The 18,057-nt window shown below is 68.4% G+C and carries 11 protein-coding genes and 1 tRNA gene; 6 read left to right on the top strand and 6 right to left on the bottom strand.

What is annotated here, in order from left to right; translation table 11 throughout:
- Positions 1–14: 14 nt before the first annotated feature.
- Positions 15–3,758, bottom strand: coding sequence for a family 43 glycosylhydrolase (locus tag DEU35_RS07410; protein WP_116239110.1), 3,744 nt, complete (start codon positions 3,756–3,758; stop codon positions 15–17).
- Between the two features lie 343 nt (positions 3,759–4,101).
- Here DEU35_RS07410 and DEU35_RS07405 point away from each other — a divergent pair, with 343 nt between their 5' ends.
- The 3 genes from DEU35_RS07405 to DEU35_RS07395 all read left to right on the top strand — a co-directional run bounded on the left by DEU35_RS07405 (position 4,102) and on the right by DEU35_RS07395 (position 10,452).
- Positions 4,102–8,175: a LamG-like jellyroll fold domain-containing protein gene (locus DEU35_RS07405; protein ID WP_116239109.1), complete on the top strand. Its 4,074-nt coding sequence runs from the start codon at positions 4,102–4,104 to the stop codon at positions 8,173–8,175.
- A 109-nt stretch (positions 8,176–8,284) separates the two neighbouring features.
- Positions 8,285–8,689, top strand: coding sequence for a DUF5684 domain-containing protein (locus tag DEU35_RS07400; protein ID WP_141376102.1), 405 nt, complete (start codon positions 8,285–8,287; stop codon positions 8,687–8,689).
- A gap of 1,454 nt (positions 8,690–10,143) precedes the next feature.
- The gene (locus DEU35_RS07395) at positions 10,144–10,452 is read left to right on the top strand and encodes a hypothetical protein (protein ID WP_116239107.1); all 309 of its coding nucleotides are present in this window, start codon (positions 10,144–10,146) and stop codon (positions 10,450–10,452) included.
- A 220-nt stretch (positions 10,453–10,672) separates the two neighbouring features.
- Here DEU35_RS07395 and DEU35_RS07390 read toward each other — a convergent pair whose 3' ends face one another.
- The 4 genes from DEU35_RS07390 to DEU35_RS07375 form a co-directional block, all read right to left on the bottom strand.
- A complete protein-coding gene (locus tag DEU35_RS07390; RefSeq protein WP_116239106.1) occupies positions 10,673–12,073 on the bottom strand; it encodes an ATP-binding protein in 1,401 nt (466 codons plus the stop codon).
- A 108-nt stretch (positions 12,074–12,181) separates the two neighbouring features.
- Positions 12,182–12,257: transfer RNA gene (locus DEU35_RS07385), tRNA-Lys, on the bottom strand.
- Positions 12,258–12,296: 39 nt separating this feature from the next.
- Positions 12,297–13,313, bottom strand: coding sequence for an iron chelate uptake ABC transporter family permease subunit (locus DEU35_RS07380; protein WP_116239105.1), 1,017 nt, complete (start codon positions 13,311–13,313; stop codon positions 12,297–12,299).
- Complete coding sequence (locus DEU35_RS07375; protein ID WP_181904605.1) at positions 13,310–14,362, bottom strand: iron ABC transporter permease; 1,053 nt, start codon at positions 14,360–14,362, stop codon at positions 13,310–13,312. The genes DEU35_RS07380 and DEU35_RS07375 overlap by 4 nt, the downstream gene beginning before the upstream one ends.
- 23 nt (positions 14,363–14,385) lie before the next feature.
- Here DEU35_RS07375 and DEU35_RS07370 point away from each other — a divergent pair, with 23 nt between their 5' ends.
- Positions 14,386–15,435: an iron-siderophore ABC transporter substrate-binding protein gene (locus DEU35_RS07370; protein WP_258873390.1), complete on the top strand. Its 1,050-nt coding sequence runs from the start codon at positions 14,386–14,388 to the stop codon at positions 15,433–15,435.
- A 147-nt stretch (positions 15,436–15,582) separates the two neighbouring features.
- Here DEU35_RS07370 and DEU35_RS07365 read toward each other — a convergent pair whose 3' ends face one another.
- Positions 15,583–16,254: a fasciclin domain-containing protein gene (locus tag DEU35_RS07365; protein ID WP_116239103.1), complete on the bottom strand. Its 672-nt coding sequence runs from the start codon at positions 16,252–16,254 to the stop codon at positions 15,583–15,585.
- A gap of 318 nt (positions 16,255–16,572) precedes the next feature.
- On the opposite strand from DEU35_RS07365, the gene sigK reads away from it, so the two are divergent.
- Complete coding sequence (gene sigK / locus DEU35_RS07360; protein WP_174799645.1) at positions 16,573–17,175, top strand: ECF RNA polymerase sigma factor SigK; 603 nt, start codon at positions 16,573–16,575, stop codon at positions 17,173–17,175.
- Entirely contained in the window at positions 17,172–17,987 is an 816-nt protein-coding gene (locus DEU35_RS07355; RefSeq protein ID WP_116239102.1) for an anti-sigma factor domain-containing protein, read from the top strand. Before sigK ends, DEU35_RS07355 begins: the two co-directional genes overlap by 4 nt.
- The last annotated feature ends 70 nt before the right edge of the window (positions 17,988–18,057 follow it).

Here is an 18,057-nt window from a genome sequence, read left to right as displayed (position 1 = left end):
CGCTCTGTGGTCGTTTAGCCGCGAAGACAAACGATGACACGTCTGCGGCGCAGCGCCAGAGCCGTCGCTCCAGCGAGGAGAGCTGCCGAGCCCAGGAGAGCTGCAACCCACGTCGCACCGACGCCCGTCTTCGCCAGCGACCCCGGCGCCACGACCTCGATGGCGAGCCGGCCGAAGACGCGGCCATCGCCCCGCGCGACCTCGAGCGTGTGCGCGCCCTGGTCGAAGCCGGCGGGGACGGTGACACGGAAGACGACGCGGCCCGAGTCATCGGCGGCGGGAATGCCGGCGATCGGCAGCGGCGTGCTGTGCAGGACGGCCGAGATCTGCTCGCCGGCGTTCAGCCCGGTCGCGGTGACCGTGAAGGACTCTCCCGGGGCGACGCGTGTGGCGCTCGCCGTGGCCGTCGCCTCCGACGCGGAGTCGCCGGGGGCGGGAGAGGGCTGCGTGGTGGGTTCGGGGGAGGGTGACGATCCCCCGGCGGGCACGATCGTGACGGTCATCGTCACGGTGCGCAGGGCGGGGAGCACCTGCTCGTCCTTGCTCATGTCGAGCACGGGTCGGTCGCCGGCTGCCCAGTGGACGCGGCCGATGCGGGTGTCACGGCCGTTGCCTTCGACGCCGTCGCCCCAGGTGTGGAACACGTAGAGCTCGTTGCCGTCCTCGTCGGTGGTGACCGCGCCGTGACCCGGGCCCTGCGGATAGGTGAGATAGTCCCAGACCCCGGCCGGCATCGGCACGCTCTTCATCAACGGGGTGTTGTACTTGTGCCAGCTGTCGATGTCCATGAGGTCGCTGTCGAGGTCGGCCCAGACGCCGCCGACGACGTATCGCGGGCTCACGCCGTCGCTCGAGTAGATCAGGAAGATCTTGCCGTCGCGCTCCATCGCGAACGAGCCCTCGGCCAGGCGCAGCTCCCACGAGAGCGACGGCGAGATCACGGGTTTCGCCTCGCCCACGATCCGGGTGGGGTCGGCGGGGTCGACCTTCGCGATCCACGTGAGCGGGTCGCCGAACCCGGGGGAGGTGTAGCGCTGCGACCACGTGTAGTAGGCCTGCCCGTTCGCCTCGAAGTACGTCATGTCGAGGCTGATGTTGCTGTAGCCCTCGCGACCGAGCGCTGTCCCGTCGGCCTGCAGGACCGGCGCGGGCTTCGACCAGTCCGCCGGGTTCGCGGGATCCCCGCCGTCGCGGAGCTGCATGATGTACGACTGCACGGTGCGCCAGTCGGCGCCGTCGTTGGCCTGCGAGTCGCCCGAGTTGAAGCACGGCGAGAACAGGATCGACAGCGTGCCGCCGATCTCGTGGATCTCGGGCGCCCAGTAGCAGCCGGCGATGGTCCGACCGTCGGTGGTGGTGTCGCGGCGCGTACTGCGGTTCAGCAGGTCGACCTCGCGTTGCGCTCCGCCCGCGGCATCCGACAGTCCGTCGAACGTGTCCGAGACGCGGATGGGCAGGTGGGGCGAGGCGATGTTGTTGTTGTTCGTGTCGTCGGTCGCGATGAAGAGGTACTGCGTGCGGCCCTCGCGCTCGTAGCGGTAGATGGTCGGGTCGGCGCGGTTGGCGGCGAAGGGGACGCTGTAGTCCTTCTGGCGGACGGTGCCCGTCACCGTGACGATGCCCTGAGTGGCGGCGCGCGCCGCCGCCAGGTCGTCGGCGTTCCAGTCCACGGGGAGGGTCGCGGTCGAGCCGTCGCTGTACGAGAGGTCGGCGCGCGTGCGGTCGAGGGCGTCGCCGGCGCCGGCCGTGACGGTCACGGGTGCGACCGAGACGGCGGTGTTCACGACGCGGTCGTATCTCTCGGCCAGAGCCGTAGCGATCGCGGCGCTGACCGGCAGTATGCCGCCGGGTTCGGCATTTGCGACGCGACCCGCGAACGAGCCCCAGGACGGATCCGCGACACCGAGCGGGGAGCCGGCGATGACGTCTCCGCGGTTGCCTGTCGATACGACGCGGCTGCGGGTGCCGTCGTTTTCGGTATTGAAGGGGTCGGCGACCTGCTCCGTGCGGGCGAGGTCGGTCACGGTCGTGTAGCGGGCCTGGCCGGAGCGGTCAGCCCACGACACGAGGTAGCGCTGTTGCCCCGAGTCCCACACGGCGCGCGGAGAGACGACCCCGTCGGTGGTCCCCAGGTCGATCGTCCCGAGCTCTGCGAACTGTGAACCGCGGTCATCTTCGGCGCGGAACACGAGCGCCCCGCTCGAGGCCGTGGCATCCGGTGTTCCCGACATTTCGACGCGCGTGGCGACGAAGCCGAGCCGGCCGTCGGCGAAGAAGAACGGTGAGGGCGAGCCGATCCCGCGCTGCTCCACGTTGTCGACGCCCACGTGCTCGCCGCGTGCGAAGACCACGCCGTAGTTGTCCTGAAGGGGCTGCGCGGTGTCGGCGGACGAACCCACCGCGAGGTGGATGCTCCGCGCGACGGTGTCCTGGTTCGCGTCGTGGTCGTTCGTCGGCGTGCGGGTGTAGGCGACGAGGCTCTGCGCCGTGGCGGGATCGAGCACCGTGACGGTGAACGTCTTCGAGAACGTGGTGGCTCCCCAGGTCGCGGAGGCGGTGACCTGAGAGGTGCGGTCACCCGAGCCCGGGTTCACGAGCGCCCCGTTCGCGACGGTGTCGCCGCTCCAGCGCAGGTCGACGCCCGCGACGGTCGGGAGGGAGGTTCCGGATGCCACGACCGGCGGCACGACGAGAGATGCGCTCAACCGAGCCGAGAGGTCGGCAGCGGAGTCCGCCTTCACGGTGACCTGTACGGGCGCTCCGGTTGCGGTGGCGCCGGCGAAGGTCGTGGTCGATGTCAGCGTGACGGTGGCGTCGGGCGAGCCGGGGGCGGGGCGGGTCACCCGACCGTCGGTGGAGACGACGGCGGGCGCGCTCGACGCCCACGAGATCGACGAGCCGCCGGTCCCCGCGCGGGGGAGCGCCAGGTCGGTGGTGACGGCGGAGGTGTCGCCGAGGTCGACGGCGGCCGCGTCGGCTCGCGCGATCGCGTCTGCCGCGGGAGCGGCGATCGCACGGACCTGCTCCGCGTCGAGTGCCGCGCGGTCCACGCGGACGTCGTCGACAGCGCCCGCGAAGAACGGGTCGCCCGGGTAAAGCGACTTGCCGATGAGTCCCGAGAACACCGAAGACCCGACGGTGGCGGCACCCGTGGCGGTCGTCGCGGTGGATGCCACGGCCTCGCCGTCGACGTAGGTGGTGACACGCTGCCCCGACGTGAGGGCGACGGCGAGGTGACTCCACCGAGTCGACGACGCGGGCCCGTTGCCGGTCGCCCGCTGCTCGGTGCCGGATTTGACGGCGCCGATGAGGTTGCCGCCGCAGCGCGGTGTGGCGAAGAGGTACCGGTCGTTCGAGCTGCCGAGGCTGTACGCCCACGAGCACTCCTGCCCGCCCGACCAGCGGACCCACGCCGAGATCGTGACGTCGCCCGTCGAGGCGTCGGTCAGGCCGGGCGCGATCTCGACGAAGGCCGCTCCCGACGTCGCCGCCCCGCCGGGCAGCGAGAGTGCGCGGTCGGAGCCGCCGCGGGTGCCCTCGACGATACTCGCGCCGGCGCCGCGCAGAGTTCCGGCATGGGCTCCGGCGGCATCCGGGATCTGAGCCCCGGCGGCGAGAGAGCCGGTGTCGAGGCCGTCGAAGTCGTAGAGGAGGGCGGCCGCGGGAACGGCGGCCTGGGCCGGAGCGATGCCGGTGACGAGCCCTGCGCCGACCAGGGCAGCGGCGACGGCGAGAGCGGCAGGGCGACGTGAACGCATGCGGGGAGCCTTTCGGGCGAACGGCGAGGCGTCGCGTCCGGGTCGCCGGTCCGGCGACCGAGACCGCACGTCGTCGTGGCGGTCCTGGCCGGGGTTGCGGTTTCCGGCCTGGGTCGCGACCGACACTAAACAATGCGGAGCGGAAGGCGCAAGCAGAATGTGAACCTTCACTCGTGACCGCATTGTTTCTTGACCTCTTCAGGTGGCACTTGTAGCTTGCTCGTGAGTGTGAGCGCTAACACGCGCCGACTCGGAAGAGCAGCAGGGTTGCCGGTCTTTCGTTCTCGGCGACGGGCGCCGCATCGCCTGCCCGTCCCCGCACCGAACGGAGCGTCCTGCCCCCATGCGCGTCCATCGTCTTCTCGCCGCCGGCGCCGTCGCCGCGGTCGCCGCGTCGACGTTCGTCACGACCCCCGCGGCTCTCGCCGCGAACGTGCCCGAACCCGGCCTGCACTACACCTTCGACACTCTCAGCGGAACTCTCGGCGCCGGCGCCGCGATTCCCGACACCGGCACCCGCTCGCCTCGGACCGACGGATCCGTCGTGAACGGCGGCATCACGATCGTCCCCGGGGTCACGGGAGCCTCGAGCGACAAGGCCATTCGCCTGTCGGGCGGCCGCAACGACGCCGACGCGGTCGCGTCGTACGTGTCGCTGCCGAACGACATCGTCGCCTCCACCGACGCCGCGCTGACCGTCAGCCTCTGGACGAAGTGGGAGGGTGCCGCCGACGGCGCGTGTCAGCTCGCGTTCGGGCTCGGCCGCTCGACGACGAGGAACGTCCTGGCTTCGACGAGCTGCAACGGCACCTACGGGGCGGTGTCGGACGGCTCGGGGGAGCGTCGCGTCGGGAACGGCGGAGCCGCCCTCCCGGTGGGGCAGTGGGCCAACGTCACCCTCGTCTTCCAGCCGGGTCAGCGCCTGAGCTACTACGTCAACGGTCAGCTCGACGGGGCGGATGCCGACCTCACCGGCATCACGCAGACCATCGACGCCGCACTCGGTCAGAACGGCGTCGGCGGCTACCTCGGGCGCTCCTTCTGGGACGACCCCTTCTACGTCGGAGCGATCGACGACGTCCGCATCTGGAACAGCGCGCTGTCGGCCGACGACATCCGCAGCGTCGGAGCGGACGGATACCGCGCCGTCCTGACATCCGACTCCGTGTCGCTCGGCGACACCTCGAGCGTCGACCGGGATCTGCAGCTTCCGGCCACCACGGCGGCCGGCTCCTCGATCTCGTGGGCGACGAGCGACGCCGACGTGGTGGCCGCCGACGGCACCGTCACGCGTCCCTCCGCCAGCGTTGGAGACGCGACGGTCCAGCTGACGCCGACCTTCACCCTCGGCGGCCAGACGCGCGTCGCCCCGGCCATCGCGGTGACGGTGCGCGCTCTCTCCGCGACGGAACAGGACGAGGCCGTCCGCCAGGTCGCCGACGCCCTGCCCTCGCAGGCCGGGCTCTCCGGCGACGTGCGCGGTTCGATCACCCTTCCCGACACGGGCGCAGATCTGAAGCGCTCGTTCTCGTCGTCGCAGGCCGGCGACGTCGAGATCTCGTGGTCGTCGTCCGACACCGCGGTCATCACCGACAGCGACTCGGGCGTCTCGCCCGACGTCGTGGCGAAGGGCCGCGTCACGCGCGGCGCCGCCGACACGGCGGTGACGCTCACCGCGAGCCTCCGCCTCGGGGCGGCAACCCGCACCGTCGAGCTCCCCGTCACCGTTCTCGCCGCGTCCGAGCACACACGCGAAGACGACGAGGCGTACATGTTCGTGTACTTCCGCGACAACACGATCGACGGTGAGAAGATCCGCTTCGCCGTCTCCGAGGGAAACGACGCGCTCAACTGGCGCACGCTGAACAACGCCAATCCCGTCCTCGAATCCACCCAGGGCGACATGGGCCTGCGCGATCCGTTCGTGCTGCGCTCGAAAGAGGGCGACCGGTTCTTCCTCATCGCCACCGACCTGTCGGCCGCGCGCAAAGGCTTCCCGACCGACAACGGCAGCCGCTACCTCGAGATCTGGGAGTCGACCGACCTCGTCAATTGGGGCGAACAGCGTCACATCGAGGTCTCACCTCCCAGCGCGGGCATGACGTGGGCGCCCGAAGCGCACTACGACCCCACCATCGACGCCTACGTCGTGTACTGGTCGTCGCGCCTCTTCCTCGACGACGCGCACACGCAGGAAGACGGCAACGGTCCGCAAATTCTCATGGCCACGACGCGCGACTTCGTGACCTTCACTCCCGCCGTCCCGTACATCAAGTCGGGTGACATCGAGGGGCTGCGCAAGACCAACGCGGGCCTGATCGACACGACGATCATGGAGCGTGACGGCACCTACTACCGCTTCACGAAGGGCACCGAGCAGACCGCCTGCCGCCCCGACATCGTGGCCGAGAAGGGCACCGACCTTCGGGCGCCCTCGACCTCGGGGGAGTGGACCAAGTTCGACACGTGCCTCTCGGCCAACGCGGGACTTCCCGAGACCGAAGGGCCCTCGGCCTTCCGATCCAACCCCGGCGACATCAACGGCGACCGCAACTACGTCTTCGTCGACTGGTACGGCGGCGGCGGTTACATCCCGCTCTACACGGACTCGCTCGAAGAGGGGAAGGTCGATTGGAAGGTTCCCGCGAAGTACTCGCTGCCGCCCTCCCCCCGTCACGGCGTCGCTTTCGGCATCACCCGCGAGGAGCGCGACCGCCTCATCGCGAGGTACAACCCCGAGCAGCTCGTGACCTCGGTCGAACCGCTGTCGTACGAGGTGGCCCCGGGCACCAGCTCGGTGGCGTTGCCCGCGACGGTGAAGGCCGACCGGTCCGCCGGTGCGATCGACGTCGGCGTCACCTGGGAGCAGCAGGACCTCTCTGCCCTGAAAGCCCCCGGTGACAGCGTGCAGATCCGTGGAGCGCTGAACGACGGCTCCGTGACCCCCGCGATCGCCACCGTGACCGCGGGGGGTGGCTCGGTGGCATCCACCTCTCTCTCGATCGGCTACGACTCGCGCGCCCTCGCCGTCGGAGCGAGCACCTCGCTCACCGCTGCGGTCGCGCCCGCGAACGCCGATCAGAGGGTGATCTGGACTTCGAGCGCCCCGGCGGTCGCAACGGTCGACGGATCAGGTCGGGTGACCGCGGTGTCTGCCGGCATCTCGACCATCACGGCCACGACGACCGACGGTCGCACGGCGACGCTGACACTGACCGTGGTGACGGCCGAGGCCGACCTGCTGCTGCGCTACAGCTTCGACGGACTGGATGCCACGACCGACGGCTCCCGCGTGACCGACGTCTCGGGGCGCGGGCACGACGCGACGATCCGCGGCGCGGGTGCCACGACCGCGGCAGGCGCACGGGATGTGGCCGGGGATTCCGCCCTGTCGTTCCCGGGCGGTCGATCGGGCTCGAGCGCGGCCTACGCGACGATCGCGGGAGGGGTGGTGCCCGACGGCACGCGTGATCTCACGGTGTCGACGTGGATGAAGTGGGATGGCGGCGCCCCCTGCGAGTGGCCATTGTCGCTCGGCTCGAGCACGACCAACTACCTTTTCACCAGTGCGGACTGCGGGGGCGTGGCCGCCGCGATCAAGTCGGGCTTCACCGAGAACAAGTCGGGCGCGGCGGCCCTGCCCACCGGTACGTGGGCGCAGGTGACCTTGGTGCTCACGGGCAAGAAGACCCTCGCCACGTACGTCAACGGCGCGAAGGTCGCCGAGATCGCCACGATCTTCGACGCCTCCGACCTCGAGGCATCCGGCGGGATCGGTGGCCTACTGGCCAAGTCGCAGTACGGGCAGGACAGCCTGTACGGAGGCGACCTCGACGAGGTGCGGGTCTACGGACGGGCGCTGGATGCCACCGAGGTCGGCACCCTGTTCACGAAGGGAACCCTAGTGACCGAGGTGACTCCTTCGCCGGAGCCGTCTCCCGACCCGTCGACCTCGCCGGACCCGTCGGTCTCTCCCTCGCCGAGCGCCTCCGCGACCGGCCAGCCCTCGGCGTCGCAGAGTCCGTCCGCGGGCCCGACAGCAACGGCGAGCTCGACGCGCGTCGAGCAGGGTGGGTCGTTCACGGTCTCGGTGACGGGGCTCGCGGCGGGCGAGCAGATCAGCGCAGTGCTCAACAGCCAGCCGCTGACGATCACCGGCATCCGGGCCGCGGACGCTCGCGGCGCGGTCACGTTCCGCGTCACGGTTCCGGCCGACTTCGCGATGGGCGCGCACACGCTCGTAATCTCGCGGGCCGACGGCTCCACTCTCTCGCGCCTAGGCGTGCAGGTGGTCGCAGCGGGAACCCTCGCCCGTACCGGCGCTGAGCTGCCCTGGGGCCTCGGCCTGGGCGCGTTCGCGCTGATCGCGGCGGGTGCGGGGCTGGTGGTGCTGCGGCGTCGGTCGCGGGTGAGCTGATCGCTTGGTCGTGGGCCCCGTCATTCGGGCGGGGCCCACGACCACTGAGGCTGAATCGGTGCGTGTGCCTCCGCCACCGCGGGGGGAGCTTCGTCCCTAGACTCACGCCATGCTTACTTTTCTCGAGGCCGCGCCTCTTCTTGCGAACATGCAAACCACGGATAACTCCGGATCGACCGTCGGCGGTGCAATCGGCGGTGTTATCGGGTACATCCTGTTCGTCGCTGCCGTATGGCCACTCTTGAGAAAAGCCGGGCAACCCGCATGGGTGGCGCTGATTCCCGTCGTCGCCGCGTTCTTCATCGTCCGCGCCGCAGGTCTGTCCGCGTGGTGGACGCTGCTCTACCTCATCCCCATCGTCAACATCGTCTTCGCCGTCATCGTCGCCCTACGACTGGGGCGAGCATTCGGCCACGGCGCTCTCTTCTCGATTTTTCTGCTCTGGCTGTTCCCGCTGATCGGATACTTCATCCTCAGCTACTCTCGCGACACCCATAACTCCGCCCGCATCTGAGATCGCCCCACAAGCTCGTCGTCGCCCTCGGGCGCGTCCGCACGGCGGCCCCCTGGACGACGTCGACGAGGGGAGGCGAGGGCCGGACACGGTCGCACATGACACCCCGCGGCATCATCACCGCATACTGCGTCGGCCCTCCCGCGCGCCCGCATTGGTTCGCCGGGTAGCCGGATGAGCCGACTCGATTTCCTCGGTCCGCTTCGCGACGAGTTCGAATGCAGGCACCTGAAGGAGCTGACCCTGCGATACCCGCGCCCGCTCGAGCGCGGCGTAGAGATCATGTTCTCCAGCTCAACGCCTGTTCCGGGCGTCTTCCGCATTCACGTACCCCTTACCCGGACGAGTGGGGGATGCCACGTGGAACGCCTTCGACGACACGACGACCAGCGTTCGCGAATGGACACGCTGGGGTATCGCCGTACCCGTTCAAGACGCTTACGTCACGCAGGCCCGATCCGGGTTGGCGGATGATCAAGGCACAAGAACGCTGCACATGCCGTAACGGTCGGTGCGGGGCTGGTGGTGCTGCGGCGTTGGTCGCGGGTGACCTGACTCCTTGATCGTGGGCCCCGTCATCCCGGCGGGGCCCACGATCGCGCGGGTGGCTGGGTTACGCTCCACACAGGAGTGGGGGCTGGGTTACGCTCCACACAGGAGTGGGGGCTGGGGGGACTCATGGTCAGCGCGTCGGAAAACGGAGGGGGCGTCACCGACGTTGCTCGTGTGCGCCTGTCGACGGTGCCGCCCGAGTTCCGGTTTCGCGCGGCCTCGTTGATCGGGATCGTGCTGTGCGGGCTGACCCTCGGCATGCTGAATTTAGGAGTCCCCATCTTAGGAGGGGTGACTAGGAGATCCATCTGGACAGTCACCCCCTCGAGGTGGGGGCGTTAGCAACGACAACATGGTCTGTCATAGCCGGAGGCTCTAGGTGGTGAATGTCGTGGGGCGGCGATAGCGCGACGGATGAGGCGTGAAGCCGTTAGCCCTGGATGAAGCGAGGGCGGGATAAATCTGCACTCACCCCGACCATGACCACGACCATAATCAACTGTCCGAAGAGAACTGCATTGCCGACAATGCACCTGGCCCGAGGTTGGGCAGTTCGCCTTGAAGGTGGAGGCTGCCCGGGGCTCGGGCGACACGACCCGCTCTCCGGCTAAGAACACCATGGCCGTCGTGGGAATGGTGACGGCCTCCTTGGAGGCATCCGTTCGCGCCTGAGTCGCGCATTTTCCACGGCAATGAACAGCTGTACGCGGGCCGTGTGCACTCCAAGTTCGGTTCGCGCCGCATCTCCACCGTCACCTGCGCAGACATACAGGCGCGAATTGACGAGCTAGCGGGCGAGGTTCTCGCCCCGGGCGACCGTTCACGACTGCTACGTCGCGCTCCGCAAGGCTATGAAGCACACGATGTGGGACCGACGAACTGCGTCCGATCGGTGCGACGGGATGGACCTGACGAAGTCGCAGGCCCTGGACTACGGCGGGCTCTCAATCCTGACCGTGGCGCAGGTCGAATATGCTGCGGCTGAGCTCGCGAACTTCAAGCCGTGTGACGTGATGGTGCGGCTCACGGGATACACCGGTCTCCGCGCCGGAGAGGTGTTGGGCCTCCTCGTCCGCGACGTGGACCTGGCTGAGGGACATGTGTCCATGCGCGAGACGGTGCAGTGGACGAGCGCCACGACCAGGAGGTGGGGGAGTGGGTCTTCGAACGCGCAGGTCCAACCGCTCGTCTTTCGACCTGCCAATCCCTGACAGGAAGCTGCTGGCTGATCTGAAGGCGCTGAAGATGCAGCACCCACGCTCCGACGACGGCGACTCGCTGTGCGGGCCGGGATGGACGCCAGGGCCTCACCGTGAGGGCTACGGCCGCGTCTGAGACGTCGCGAGGGTCTCGCGCAACTACGTCAAACCCGCGCTGGTCCGCGCGCAGCGACCCACCGGACTACACGCTCCGAGTGGAGCGGTTCGAGGCCTACGTGGCCGAAGGATCCTCGGGCTGAGTCGCGACAAGTCGGTAGGCCGCCAGATTCCCCCTCTTGTTCGGCACCCGTTCAATTTGGCCGCGCTTCATCAGCCCTTGGAAGATTGTCTTCACCTTGTTCTCCGACCCGATGCCGGAAAGCTCACGCACGATTCTGTTGGTGATCTCGGGATGGGACTGAAGGTGCTCCATGATCATTTGCTCAGGGGACGCCAACTTCTCATGCCGTATATTCACCAGCACCGAGTGGTCGAGTTCTGTGATGACCGGATCCTTCAGCTGGAGCTTCTTCATTGCGTCGAAGGCGGTGTTGAGGCCCTCGCCGACGTCCTTATTCGGTGCATCGGGGAACTTATTGATGAGTCGTACGACGTTTCCGTTGCGAGCGAAACGTTCGTCGAGAATGTTGGCCGGAGATACATGTCCGGCCAGTCTGCCAGGGCTCTCGACTTCAACGCGGTTGTCGAACACTCGAATATGTACGTCGTCTGCGACACCGTAATCTCGGTGAATCAGCGCGTTGGTGATGATCTCATGCAGTGTCTCAGGTGGGTAAGACACTGCGGCAAGGCCCGCATCGCCTAGTTTGCTGATCGACTCAACAAGTTCAGTTGTCAGCCGCACCGCGTCGCGGATCTGGTTGTAGAGCGGACCCTCGATCGTCACAGGCTGACCGTCGAGCGTCTCGCGCTTACCCTCAGTATCGGACGTCTTATATCTATACAACTTGACCGACGATCGCTTCGGCAGATCGGCCTGCGGCAGGTCTGAGTACAGCAGCAGCCCAGCCACAGTTGGCTTGTCCGCAACAATCACGCGCTGCATGCGCAGCCAACGGTCGGGTTCCGCGAGAGGAAAGGCGCCCAACATGAATGAGATGGTGAGCTCCGAATTCGTTATCGCCTCGACCGGTGTGTTGACAGTCTCAGTCTCGAAAGATGTTAAGCCCTTGTCTCTCTCTAGCTGACGGAGCCGAGCGTCCGTGGTCAAAGGCTGCGATGCTGCTCCGCGGCGCAGGTAGACGATTCCATCGCTTGCCTTACGTATGGCACCTGACCGCAGAACTATGACGTGCATCACCAGCCCAGGCTGAGTTTCGTTAAGCAGAAACTCATACCGAAACCCGTCCCCGAGCGGGAAGAGCTGCTCAAAAATCTGAAGATGGCCGTTCGCGGCCTCTTCGTCGATGAATCCGTTCCAGGTGAAGGTGCCGTCGTGCTCGTCGATGCCGACATAGAGTTCTCCGCCATCCGCATTCGCGAATGCGCTTAACGCCTTGGTCAGCTTCGCAGGCGACACTGCCTTCGCTTTCATATCGGAGAAGTGGCCTTCGCGCACAGACAAGATGCGGGCTACCTGGTCGTCATCGATAGCGATTGTCTCGATCGGCATGCGCTCATTCTGGCAGAGGGCTTCGACGTTTCGAGGCGGCGGACGCGTGTCCGACAGGATTTTTGATTTCGGCGCTGCCTCGCGACTGCGCGATCCCAGCGCCTGACGTGGTGGGCCCCGTGGGGCTCGAACCCACGACCCGCGGATTAAAAGTCCGATGCTCTACCGACTGAGCTAGAGGCCCTCGCCGACAAGCCTACCGGCCTCGCGGGGGCGTTCGTGCTCACCGCCGCCGGCGCGACACGATCCAGAAGAGATACGCGCCACCCACGACGGCGGTCACGAGGCCCACGGGGATCTGCAGCGGAGCCAGGGCTCGCTGGGCGATCACATCGGCGACTAGCAGCACCGCCGCACCCGTGATGGCCGAGCCGACCAGGGGAATCCCCGTCGCGCCCATGGTCCGTCGGGCGAGCTGGGGTGCCGCGAGGGCGATGAAGCCGATGGGCCCGGCGACGGCCGTCGCCGCCCCCGTCAGAAGGGCGGCGACGACGATCAGCAGCACGCGTATGCGGCCGGTGCGCACCCCGAGGGCCACCGCGGTATCGTCGCCCAACTCGAGAGCGCGAAAATCGCGGTACACGGCCACGAGAACGAGCGACAGGATGCCGATCGACGCGAACAACAGCGCGACGTCTTCGAACGACGTCGCGGCCAGGCTCCCGTGCAGCCATTGCGTCGCATTGCGCGCGATTTCGAGGGGAGCGCGGGTGAGCAGATAGTCGTTGACCGCCGAGAGCAGGGTCGACAGGGCGATTCCCGCGAGGACGGTCCGCTCTCGCGAGATGCCGACGCTGCGGGCGATGGCCATGACCACCACGACGGTGAGCAGCCCGCCCATCCACGCACCCGCCGCGGGAGAGGCTGCCGGGGCGAGGAGCGTGAGGCCCACGAGGGCTCCCGTGGCGGAGCCGGCGCTGAATCCGATGATGTCGGGGCTCGCGAGCGGGTTTCGGGCGAGGGTCTGGAACACCGCCCCCGCAAGTCCCAGCGCCGCGCCGATCGCGAGCGCCGCGAGCACCCGCGGTACCCGCAGCCCCACCACCACGACCGTGGAGCGGTCGTCGCCGTCTCCCGTGAGAGCGGATGCCACCTGCCCCAGCGTTGCGTGGAAGGACCCCGTCGTCAGTCCGACGACGGCGGCGACCGCGGCCACGACCAGCGTCGCGACGAGGACCAGGGCGTACCGGCGACGCCTCCGTGATCGAGCGGGCGTGCGGAGGAGGGCCTCGGGGCTCATGACGTCTCCGTCTTCCGCAGGATGAGCCACAACAGCAGCGGGGCGCCCAGGAAGGCGGCGACGATTCCCGCCTCAACCTCGCCGGGAAGAGCGATGACACGGCCGAGCACGTCGCTCGCGAGGGTGAGGGCGGAACCCGTCACGGCCGCGAGCGGCAGCGAGACGCGCACCGAAGTACCGACCGCCCCGCGCACCGCGTGCGCCACGAGCAGCCCGATGAAGGCGAGGGGACCCGCGGCCGAGGTCGCGGCGGCGCAGAGCAGGGTGATCGCAGCGCCTGAGCCGAGCATGATGAGCGGCGGGGAGACGCCGAGCGAGCGGGCCAGGTCGCTTCCGAGCTGCAGCTGATCGAGGCCGCGCGAGACGACGACGGCCAGTACGATCCCCACCGCCGCGAACGGCAGCAGCTGAACGGCCACCGTGGGGTCACGACGCTCGAACGACCCGACCGCCCAGAAGCGGAACGACTCGAAGGTGTCGTCGTCGACCAGAGTGATGACCCGGACGACCGCCCCGAGACAGGCGCTCAGTGCGACGCCCGCCAGGACGAGGCCGATTGCGTCGTCGCGGCGGTCCCCGCGGGCGGCCGCGTGGACGAGCAGCGACGCTCCGGCAGCCCCGACGAACGCGAACCAGACGTAACCGCTCGCGGTGGCGACGCCGAAGAATCCGATGGCGACGACCACGCCCAGCGCCGCGCCCGCATTCACGCCGAGCAGGCCCGGGTCGGCCAGGGGGTTTCGCGTCGCGGCCCGCATGAGCACGCCCGCGATGCCGAGACAGGCGCCGGTGAAGATCGCCGTGAGCGTTCGGGGCAGACGAAGTTCGTGGACGATGACGCCCGTGGCATCCCGTCGATCTGTGAAGAGGGCGGCCAACACGTCACCGGGCGCGAGAGCGCGAGAACCCACGGCGAGGCTCGCGAGGATCAGAAGGGCCAGGATGCCGCCCACGGCCAGGGTGAACACGAGGGCCCGCGCAGGCGAAGAACGTCGGCGCCGCGCGAGGTGAGCCACGCCCGGGGTGGCGGGCGGGTGGACGTCGAGCACAAAGGTAAGGATAACCTCACTTGGTGACTGTTCTTCGTTTCGCGTCCTCCCGTGCCCCTTTCCGTCCTCGACGCCTGCTCGCCGCCGGGTTCGTCGTCACCGCGCTGGTCCTGACCGGATGCTCCGGTAACGCGGCCGCGCCCTCGACCGTCGACGCCGAGGCGGGCGCGACCGGTCAGTGGATCGTCTCGCGCGACCTCGACCCGGGGATGGGCTCGCCCGAGGCCGACGGCGTCTTCCCCCGAGAGGTGGCCCACTACGCGGGAACGACGAAGATCGCGGCCAAGCCCCAGCGCATCGCCGTCGTCTCCACGGGGCAGCTTGACGCTCTTCTCTCGCTCGACCAGGTACCCGTCGCCGCAACCCGCGCCGAGAACAGCGGTCTGGTGCCGCAGTATCTGCGCGACGCGCTGCCCGACAAGGCGGCGGCGCTCGATGCCATGGCCGATATCGGCGAACGCACCGAGCCCGACCTCGAGGCGATCGCGCAGGCCGCCCCCGACCTCATCCTGATCAATTCGACCAGGGGCGCGCAGCTCTACGACGCTCTCTCCGCCATCGCACCGACCGTGGTGACCAAAGGCAACGGCGTCAATTGGAAGAGCGACTTCCTCCTCATCGCCGACGCTCTCGGGGAGGAGGGTGCCGCGCGCGGAGTGCTGGACGGCCTGCAGGATGAGAGCGCTGCCTTCGCCCAGACGCACCCGGCCGGGAAGCCTACGGTCTCGTTCCTGCAATCGACCGGTGACCGCACCCGCATCATGGGACTGCCGTCGTTCGCGGGAGGTATCGCCGAGGATCTCGGCCTGGGGTGCCCGGCGTCGCAGCAGTTCGACGAGACGTCGCAAGAGATCAGTGCCGAGCAGATCGACCTGGCCGACGCGGACCGCGTCTACTACGGCGGAACCGGGCAGGGGCGGAGCTTCATCGAGAGTGCCCCGCTGTGGCCGACCCTCGGCGCGGTGGCGGACAAGCGAACGGTCACCGTCGACTTCGACCCGTGGTTCATGAACGCCGGGCCGATCGCGGCGCGTCTCGTCCAGGAGGAGATCATCCGGACCGTCGGGGACTGAGGAACCCCGCAGACACGAAAGCGAGCGCCGGACCCCCTCGCCTGGGGTCCGGCGCTCGCCGTCAGGATCGGTCGATCATCGACCGTTCAGAAACGCGGGTGACCGCGCGTCCGGGAATTACAACGCGGGTGACCGCGCGTCCGGGAATTACATGGTGGGGGGCATCAGCACCGAGTCGATGAGGTACACGGTGGCGTTGGCCGTCTGGACGCCACCGCAGATGACGTTGGTCGAGCCGTTGACGGTGATCGCGTCACCCGAGCCGGCGACGGTGACGTCCTGGCCCTCGACCGTGGCGTGCGTGCCATCGATCTCGCTGGGGGTGAGCTGGCCGGGGATCACGTGGTACGTGAGGATCTTGGTCAGCGTGGCGGAGTCGGTCTTGAGTCCGTCGATGGTCGCGGCCGGGATCTTGGCGAACGCGTCGTCGACCGGGGCGAAGACGGTGAACTCGGAGCCGTTCAGCGTGTCGACGAGGTTCACGTCGGGGTTCAGCTGGCCGCTGACGGCCGCGGTGAGCGTCTTCAGCAGCGGGTTGTTCGAGGCGGCGGTGGCCACCGGGTCGGCGGCCATGCCGGCGACCGAACCCGAGCCCGAGGGAACGGCGGCGGCGTAGTCGGCGCAGCCGGGGCCCACGAGGTTGGCGGCGGGGTCCATCGCGCTGGACGACATCGACGGCGATGCCGACATCGAGGGCATCGAGCTCTCGTCGGTGGTCGAGCCGCCCGAGGTGGTGCCACCCGAACATGCGGTGAGGGCGAAAGCCGAGCCCAGAACGAGGGCGAGACCAGCGATAACGGGCTTCTTGTTGGTGAGCATGACATTCCTCCGAAATCATCCGGATCGCGTCTGCGACCCGTTTGGGACACCCCGGTGCGAGGGGCGGTTCGCCGTGGAGCGGCTTACACAGGGTCTTCGAGACCCCCTCGGGATCGGATTGCGAAATGTTGCGGATCCGGGGGTCTGGCGGCATCCATGAGTCGAAAAATACCAGATGAGAGGCGTGTAAATATTCTCCAGAATGTTTTTCGACCTGCACCGCTGTCGGGGTCGGGGCTCGGGTCTGCCAGATAACGGTTTGCCCTATCTACGCCGCCACGCGCGCGCACACGCGTGGGGGCGCGTGAGAGGTAAGCAATGATGGATGCCATGGTGATCGACGGCTTCGACCTTCCCGACGACGGGGTGGAGAACGCCGACTATGTGGGCGGACTCCTGCTGCGCGTGGCCGATGGCGACCGGACGGCTTTCGCAGAGCTGTACGACGCGCTGTCCGCTCGCGCCTTCGGCCTGATCCTGCGTGTGCTCGTCGACCGCTCGCAGAGCGAGGAAGTGCTCCAGGAAGTCTTTCTCGAGATCTGGCAATCCGCTGGGCGCTTCACTCCGAACAGAGGACAGGGAAGATCGTGGGTTCTCACGATCGCTCATCGTCGAGCGGTGGATCGCGTGCGGTCATCGCAGTCGAGTGTCGATCGAGACGTGCGTGCGGGCTTCCGGGATATGGATGTCGCCTACGACGCCGTGTCCGAGAAAGTCGAACTGAAGATGGAAGGGCGGCGCGTCGTCGATGCACTGGCGGCGCTCCCCGACGCCCAGAAGGAAGCACTCACGCTCGCCTATTTCGGCGGATACAGCCAAAGTGAGATCGCGACCCTGGTCGGGGCACCGCTCGGCACGATCAAGACACGAATGCGCGACGGACTGTCGCGCTTGAGAACGGAGATGGGGGTGGACAAGTGAACGAGAGGGATTTCGCCGACCTCGCCGTCGGACACGCGCTCAATGCGCTCTCCGAGGCAGATGAACGCGCGTACCAGGAGGCTTTGGCGGGCAACCCGCACTGGGGCCACCATGTACGCGGTGCCGCTGATGCTGTCGCCGCGATCAGCGCTTCTGTCGAGCCTGTCGAGCCCCCGCCGTCCGTCCGGGCCTCGCTGTTCGCGCGCATCTCCGAGCTGCCGCAGGAGTCAGCCGTCGCGTCCACTTCTGAGTCCTTCCCGCCCGGCGACGACGAGGACTTCGCCGCTGCGGGTGCTGCGCCCGTCGAGCCCGAGCGGGAGACCGTCTCCGTCGGTCCGTCCTCGGCGTCCGGCTGGGGCCCCCGTCGGTGGTTCACCCTGGCCGCATCGCTCGCGGCGGTGTTGATCCTGGGCTTCGGCGCCGTCACGGTGAGCCAGCTCGTCTCGCCGCCGTCGTCGGTCGTCGCGCTCCGTCAGATCGAAGACGCCCCCGACGCGCAGTCGGCGTCGACCACTCTGCCCGACGGCACGGTGGCGACCGCGCACTGGTCGCCCTCGACGGGGCAGAGCGTCCTCGTCACCGACGGGATGCCGGCCCTCGCCGCCGACAAGACGTACGAGCTGTGGTTCGTCCGCGGTGACACCCCGATCGCGGCCGGCACGTTCGAGCCCGATGAGGCGGGCAGGGCCACCGCCGTGTTGAAGGGCGAGATGCACGCGGGCGATGTCATCGCCGTGACGATCGAACCCGCCGGCGGATCGCCTGACGGTACTCCGAGCACCGCCCCCGTCGTCGCCGTCGCCACGGCGTGATCGTTCGCTTCCTGCGGCCGCGCGCGTCGGTGCGGGCGGCCGCAGCGAGCAGACCGACGCTCTAGCCTGG

The organism is Microbacterium sp. AG157 (genome assembly GCF_003385695.1).
Taxonomy (GTDB): domain Bacteria; phylum Actinomycetota; class Actinomycetes; order Actinomycetales; family Microbacteriaceae; genus Microbacterium; species Microbacterium testaceum.
This window is presented reverse-complemented; position numbering and strand designations above follow the sequence as displayed.